Annotated in this window: 6 protein-coding genes; all 6 read left to right on the top strand. The window is 59.7% G+C overall.

The genetic code is table 11. The annotated features are described in order from the left end of the window. On the top strand, positions 1-303 hold a 303-nt coding region (locus OQF70_RS01695), incomplete at its 5' end, for an SHOCT domain-containing protein (protein ID WP_280535485.1). A 715-nt stretch (positions 304-1,018) separates the two neighbouring features. Then, entirely contained in the window at positions 1,019-1,867 is an 849-nt protein-coding gene (locus OQF70_RS01690) for an MBL fold metallo-hydrolase (RefSeq protein WP_280535484.1), read from the top strand. Between the two features lie 51 nt (positions 1,868-1,918). Continuing rightward, a complete protein-coding gene (locus tag OQF70_RS01685) occupies positions 1,919-3,097 on the top strand; it encodes an MFS transporter (protein ID WP_280535483.1) in 1,179 nt (392 codons plus the stop codon). A gap of 441 nt (positions 3,098-3,538) precedes the next feature. Next, on the top strand, positions 3,539-4,897 hold the full coding sequence (locus OQF70_RS01680) for a Rieske 2Fe-2S domain-containing protein (RefSeq protein ID WP_280535482.1): 1,359 nt from the start codon (positions 3,539-3,541) through the stop codon (positions 4,895-4,897). After that, a complete protein-coding gene (locus tag OQF70_RS01675) occupies positions 4,894-5,427 on the top strand; it encodes an aromatic-ring-hydroxylating dioxygenase subunit beta (protein ID WP_280535481.1) in 534 nt (177 codons plus the stop codon). The genes OQF70_RS01680 and OQF70_RS01675 overlap by 4 nt, the downstream gene beginning before the upstream one ends. Further along, complete coding sequence (locus tag OQF70_RS01670) at positions 5,424-5,903, top strand: hypothetical protein (RefSeq protein ID WP_280535480.1); 480 nt, start codon at positions 5,424-5,426, stop codon at positions 5,901-5,903. The genes OQF70_RS01675 and OQF70_RS01670 overlap by 4 nt, the downstream gene beginning before the upstream one ends. Positions 5,904-6,000 lie beyond the last annotated feature (97 nt).

Here is a 6,000-nt window from a genome sequence, read left to right as displayed (position 1 = left end):
CATCGCGCTCCGTGGGCAGCCGCTGTCGCGCATAAGAGACATATGCGGGCCTGCGGGATGTGGGGTGACGGAACGTCGGCGGGGTGGACGGTCCTCGTCGGCGTCGCGATGCAGCTCCTGTTCCTCGCCGTCCTCGTTGGCGGCGGGTACCTCGTCTACAGGACGATCGCGGGACGCGACGACGACTCGGACCGGGCGATCGAGGAACTCCGGCTCGCGTACGCCCGCGGCGATCTGACCGACGACGAATACGAGCAGCGACGCGCCGCGCTCGACCGCGATTCGGAGTCGCGAGACGGGTGATCGCCGCCGGAGGGTCGATCGGTCTCGTTCCGTCTCGCCCCGTCCTTCGCCGCGTCCCGTCGACTCCGTGAGTTCCGTCGGGTCAATGCGAGTCGATCGAGACGGATCTCGTGACCCAGCAACTGGCGATCTCGATCGACGTACCGGATCGGTTTTCGGACCTGTGCCTAAAATTCTCTTTTTACATATTATATTTAAATCTGATATATTTAGCAAGTGGTGACGTTGGAAGTCAGTCTCTGATCCGGTACGGAACGCTGATCTACGACGTGATTCGATCCCGGTTCGGGTCGGACCGCAGTCGCCGAGAGTATGATCCGGTTCACCGATCAGCAGTATGCTGTATCGATCCGGCTTCAGAAACGACTGAATCTCGGCTTAAAAGGTTTAAAACGGCTATTTGTACGAATGAGGAGTCCCAGTAACGTCGTAAAAATTGACATCGGTGGGATACTGTTTCTCGTCGACGCTGATCGGATCTATAGTCACCACCGACGCGGCGTCGATTGCGGATATGAACGACACGGAAATTGCACTGTGTTATAAATATATGAGATATGTTAAAATAGTCTAATCTTATGATTATAAATATTTCATTCTGTTTATATTTTGTTAAAACGTGTCACGACTTTTCATCCGCCCGTGCTACCAAAAGATAATAAAGGCGACATATGGATCCTCAAATTATTTATTTCATTACTCATAAGCCGACGATGTGCAAGTCACCCTCATAGGGACGGGCAGTCCCATCCCGACACTCGAGCGTGCGGGAACGAGTCTGGTCGTCGAGACCGATACCGAGATGTTCCTGATAGATTGTGGTCCGAACACGGTCCATCGGTTGATGGAGAACGAGATCGACTACGGGCGGATCGAGGACCTCTTCATCACGCATCACCACCTCGATCACAACGCGGCCTTCTACAACTTCGTCTTCACGAGCTGGGCCCAGGGTGGCCGCGAATCGCTCACCGTCTACGGGCCGGACAACACGGACACGCTCGTCGAGTCGATGTACGACATCTACGCGGAGGACCTCGACTACCGAACGGACATCTATCCGTCGGCGGGGATCACCGACATCGATACCGTGCGGATCGACGACGGGTTCTCGACGACGATCGACGGACACACGATCACGGCGCTCAGCGTCGACCACTCCATCGAGACGTACGCGCTCAAAGTCACCGACGACGAGACCGGCGAGACGTTCGTCTTCTCGTCGGACACGCGCAAACTGCCGGCGTTGGTCGACTTCGCACGGGACGCCGACGTCCTCGTCCAGGACGCCTGTATCGGTCCCTACTCCGAGGACGCGGTCCCCGACGACGGCTTCGTCTGGGATCAGTACCGAGCCGATTCGCCGTACCGCAGCAACGCCGTCGAGGAGAACCACTGCTCCGCGGCTGATGCAGCCGACATCGCGAGTTCGGCCGGCGTGGAGACGCTCGTGTTGACCCACTTCCTTCCGTATCGAGACACGGACGAGATGCGTCGACGGGCGACCGAATCCTTCGACGGATCCGTCGTCATCGCCGAGGACGGCCTCGAACTCGATGTCTAACGGAACGAGACGTTCCCAGCGGTCGTGCCGTGCCATCGCGGGATCCGATCTATGAAACTCGATTACACCTACAGATCGATCGTCCTGTTGCTGTGTACGCTTGCGTTCTTCGTGACCGCGTTCGGCCGACTCGCCCTCAGTCCGCTCGTTCCGCTGATAACCGCCGATTTCGGCATTTCGAACACGGAGATCGGGATCGCCCTGTCAGGGATGTGGGCTGCCTACTCTTTCACGCAGTTCCCGAGCGGCTTCCTCGCCGATCGATATGGGGAGCGGACGGTTATTCTAGCGGCGCTCACCGGAACGGCAGTCACGAGCCTCATCGTCGCCTTCGCCCCGGTGTACGTCGTCTTTCTCCTCGGGACGATACTGCTTGGAGCAGTCGGCGGATTACATTACAGCGCCGCGACCGCGCTCCTGTCACGACTGTACGACAATACGGGGATGGCGATCGGCGTACACAACATCGGTATGCCCGCCGGTGGGTTGATAGCGCCCGCCGTCGCCTCGTGGGTCGGCATCCAGTACGGGTGGCGACCTGCCGCAGTGCTCGTGATCCTCACGGCCGTTCCGGTCTTCGTGCTGTTCGCGTGGACGGTTCGGGTGAGGGATCCTCCTCGCCCCGAGGGACGCCTTCGAGAGGCGTTCGATCACGACCAGCTCGCCGGGGTCCTGTGGGGACCGTCGATCGGTTTCACCATCTGTATCGGCATCGTTGCGATGTTCGCCGCGACCGGACTGTTCACGTTCATTCCCACGTTCCTCGTCCAATATGGTGGGTACTCGCCGACGATCGCCGGCGCCGTCTTCACGGCGTTTTTCGTCGTCTTGATCCCGCTGCAGGTCGTGGTTGGACGCGTCGCCGACGCGTACGGGGAGGACGCGACGCTCGCGAGTTGTTTCTTCGCCGGGTGGGGCGGTATTCTGCTTTTGATCCTCCGGCCGGAGGCGCTTTCACTCGTCGTTGGAACCGTGCTGATCGCGGTCGGGTCGAGCAGCGTCGCCGTCATCGATTCGCGGCTCGTCAATGGGTCCGCTACGGAGACCGTCGGAACCGAGTTCGGATTGCCGAGAACTATCTACGGCGTTTTCGGCGGTACCGGTGCGATCGTCGTCGGTGCGCTAGCGGACGTATTCACGTGGGAGCTCTCGTTCGGGTTCCTCGCGAGTATCCTGTTGGGTATGGGTTGTCTGGTCGCCAGTAACGAGCTGTTCGCGCTCGGGTATTGACTCGTGGTCGGCCATCCTGCCCGGCTGGCCGTTCCGACACGTGTGTTCGGTGGCGGAACGAATGGGCCGTGTGTGGACGTTCCCGTTTCGAGATGCCGTCTCGACGTCTCGATCCGATTCCACTGTGTTCTCATATATTCGGAACAAATGTATTCAAGAATCTCACAGGCATAGCTTTGTAATTATAATGGTTCCAACATTCACTCATGGATGGGATCTCGGAGTATGGGCCGCGATAGACTGTTATTGGGAACCCGTTCGCACGCGGATCCGCGTAGATCGGTTTCCGAAATATATGGAAGTTATCCTTCACCCCGACGGGATCGACCCGGTGGGCTACGCGACCGGTGGTGTCGCGGAGGACGTCCGCTCGAGATCCCGAGTCCGCGTGTCGTTCACAACCACTACCCTTATCAATCATTAGTGTACATATGCGTGTGTATGGCAAAGTCACAGGACTCCTCGATCGAGGACGAGGTCGTCCATAGCGTCGCTGAGAGCCTTGAAGAGGGGAAGTTCCCGCTTCAGTTCTACAACGATCCGGACGTTCACGACCTCGAGATGGACCGGATCTTCGGCAACGAGTGGATCTTCGTCGGCCACGAGTCGGAGATCCCCGAGCCCGGCGACTACGCGAGACGGTACATCGGCAACGATCCGTTCATCTTCGTTCGGGATGAGGAGGGCGAGATCAACCTTCTGTTCGACGCCTGCCGACACCACGGCGCCCAGCTGTGCCGGGCCGAGCAGGGCAACACCTCTCACTTTCGGTGTCCGTACCACGGGTGGACCTACAAGAACGACGGTGACCTCATCGGGGTCCCACAGAAGAGTGCCGGATTCAAGAACCTCGACCGGGACGAAAACGGACTGTTTCACGCCCCGCGTCTCGAGAGCTACAAGGGGCTCGTGTTCGGCTCACTCGCCGAGGACGGACCGTCACTCGAGGAACACCTCGGCGACTTCAAATGGTATCTCGACATCCAGCTCGACCTCGCCGATGGCGGGATGGAGGTGATGGGCGAACCCCACCGGTGGGAGATCGACGCGAACTGGAAGGTTCTGTCCGAGAACCTCAACGGCGACAGCTACCACACTGCGTGGGCCCATGGTTCGATCCTCGATCTCGAACTCGGCGGCGAGGAGACGGTCGGCGGCGCCGGTACCGGCGAGAGCATCGATCGGCACGTCTACGTCGACGGCCACACGCTGAGCACGCGGATGTTGGACGAGTCGGTGTATCTCACCTACCCCGAGGAGGTGCAGTCGCTCCTCACGGCTGATGGGCTCTCCGAGGAGCAGTTCGACATCGGACGACGGGCGCTCCAGTTCGTCGGCGCGATCTTCCCGAACTTCGGGTTCATCCACTTCGGCAACACGACCGACGACAGCGCGAAGGACGTCTGTCCGTTCTTCACGATCCGCAAGTGGCGACCGGTCGGTCCGGACACGATGGAGATCTGGAGCTGGGCGCTGGTTCCCAAGAACGCGTCCCAGGAGTTCAAAGAGCGGATGTACAAGATGTACTCCGGCAACTTCGGCCCAACCGGGAACTTCGAGCAGGACGACATCAGTCTGTGGGAAGGTATCACGGACTCGGCTCGGGCCCAGGTCGCACGGAAGCAGAACTACGACCTCAACTACCAGATGGGGATGGAGTGGATGACCGACGTCGACATCGACGAGGAGTGGGCCGGTCCGGGAACGGCCTACACCGAAAACCTTCAGGAAGGCGGGATGCGACAGTTCCACGAACAGTGGTACGAGACGGTGATCGACGAGGAGGACCGGCCACAATGAGCGACGCGATCGACGGCGTCGACGCGGACGAACTGCGCGAGCTCGTCCTCGAGCGTGACCTCCGGAACTTCTACACACGCGAAGCGGATCTCCTCGATAACCGCGATCTCGATGAGTGGTTCGATCTGATCGAGGAGGGCATCCAATACCGGATGCCCCGTCGATTGATGAAGGAGTACGAGCCCGCCGAATTCGACGACGAGGCACACTTCTTCGACGAGGATTACGGTTCGCTCAAGGCTCGCGTCGAGCGGTTCGACTCGAGTTACGCGTGGGCGGAACGTCCACCCGCTCGGGTTCGAAGATACGTCACCAACGTGACGCTCCAGGAGTGGACCGAGGAGACGGTCTCCGCAACGAGCAACGTCCTCCTTTATTACAGTCAGGGTGATACGACCGACTACTCGTTGCTTTCGATCCGACGGGAGGACACGCTCGGTCGAACGGAGGACGGCTTCACGATCGCACAGCGGACGATCCTTCCGGATCACACCACCCTGGGGATCAGCAAGATCTCCACGTTCCTATGACCGATCGCAACCACCGACGGCCGTACGTGAGCACGGTCGAGGAGTTCGACGTGTCGTCGACCGAGCGGACGGTAACGGTCCGAAAGATCGAGACTCCGAAGGGTGAGCGCGTCGAGTTCGAGTCGTCGGCCGAGGCACGGACGTTATCGGTCGACGCACTCGGCTTGGAGTCGTTGACCTGGCAGAGTCCGGACGTCTTCACGGTCGAGCCCGTCGACGAGAACGATGCGGAGCCGCTCGAGGAAGACGCCGACGAGGTCGATTGTGACGTCGAGTTCGAACTGATGAACGAGTATGCATACGTTCGCGTCCGGCGGCTGCAGTCCCCGGTTCGGACGACGCTCGAGATCCACGCGCCGAAAAAGCGTGAACGGATCCAGATCACACCGGCCGGACTCGAGGGGTTGGCTCGACGGGATCACACTGTCTTTTCCGAGTATCTTGAACAGCCGCACGGGCCCGAAGACCATCACTGACTCGTCCCTGCCGTCAGTTCGCCGTGTCTCCCCTCGCGTTGTCCGTTGCTCCGTCTCCACTCCTGAGGGACTAAATATATATACTGGGTCTTTGAAT

This window comes from Halopenitus sp. POP-27, assembly GCF_029889855.1.
Taxonomy (GTDB): Archaea; Halobacteriota; Halobacteria; order Halobacteriales; family Haloferacaceae; genus Halopenitus; species Halopenitus malekzadehii.
This window is presented reverse-complemented; position numbering and strand designations above follow the sequence as displayed.

Coding starts and splice junctions, on each gene's coding strand:
- OQF70_RS01685 (WP_280535483.1), top strand. CDS start 1,919: ATGAAACTCGATTACACCTACAGATCGATCGTCCTGTTGCTGTGTACG.
- OQF70_RS01680 (WP_280535482.1), top strand. CDS start 3,539: ATGGCAAAGTCACAGGACTCCTCGATCGAGGACGAGGTCGTCCATAGC.
- OQF70_RS01675 (WP_280535481.1), top strand. CDS start 4,894: ATGAGCGACGCGATCGACGGCGTCGACGCGGACGAACTGCGCGAGCTC.
- OQF70_RS01670 (WP_280535480.1), top strand. CDS start 5,424: ATGACCGATCGCAACCACCGACGGCCGTACGTGAGCACGGTCGAGGAG.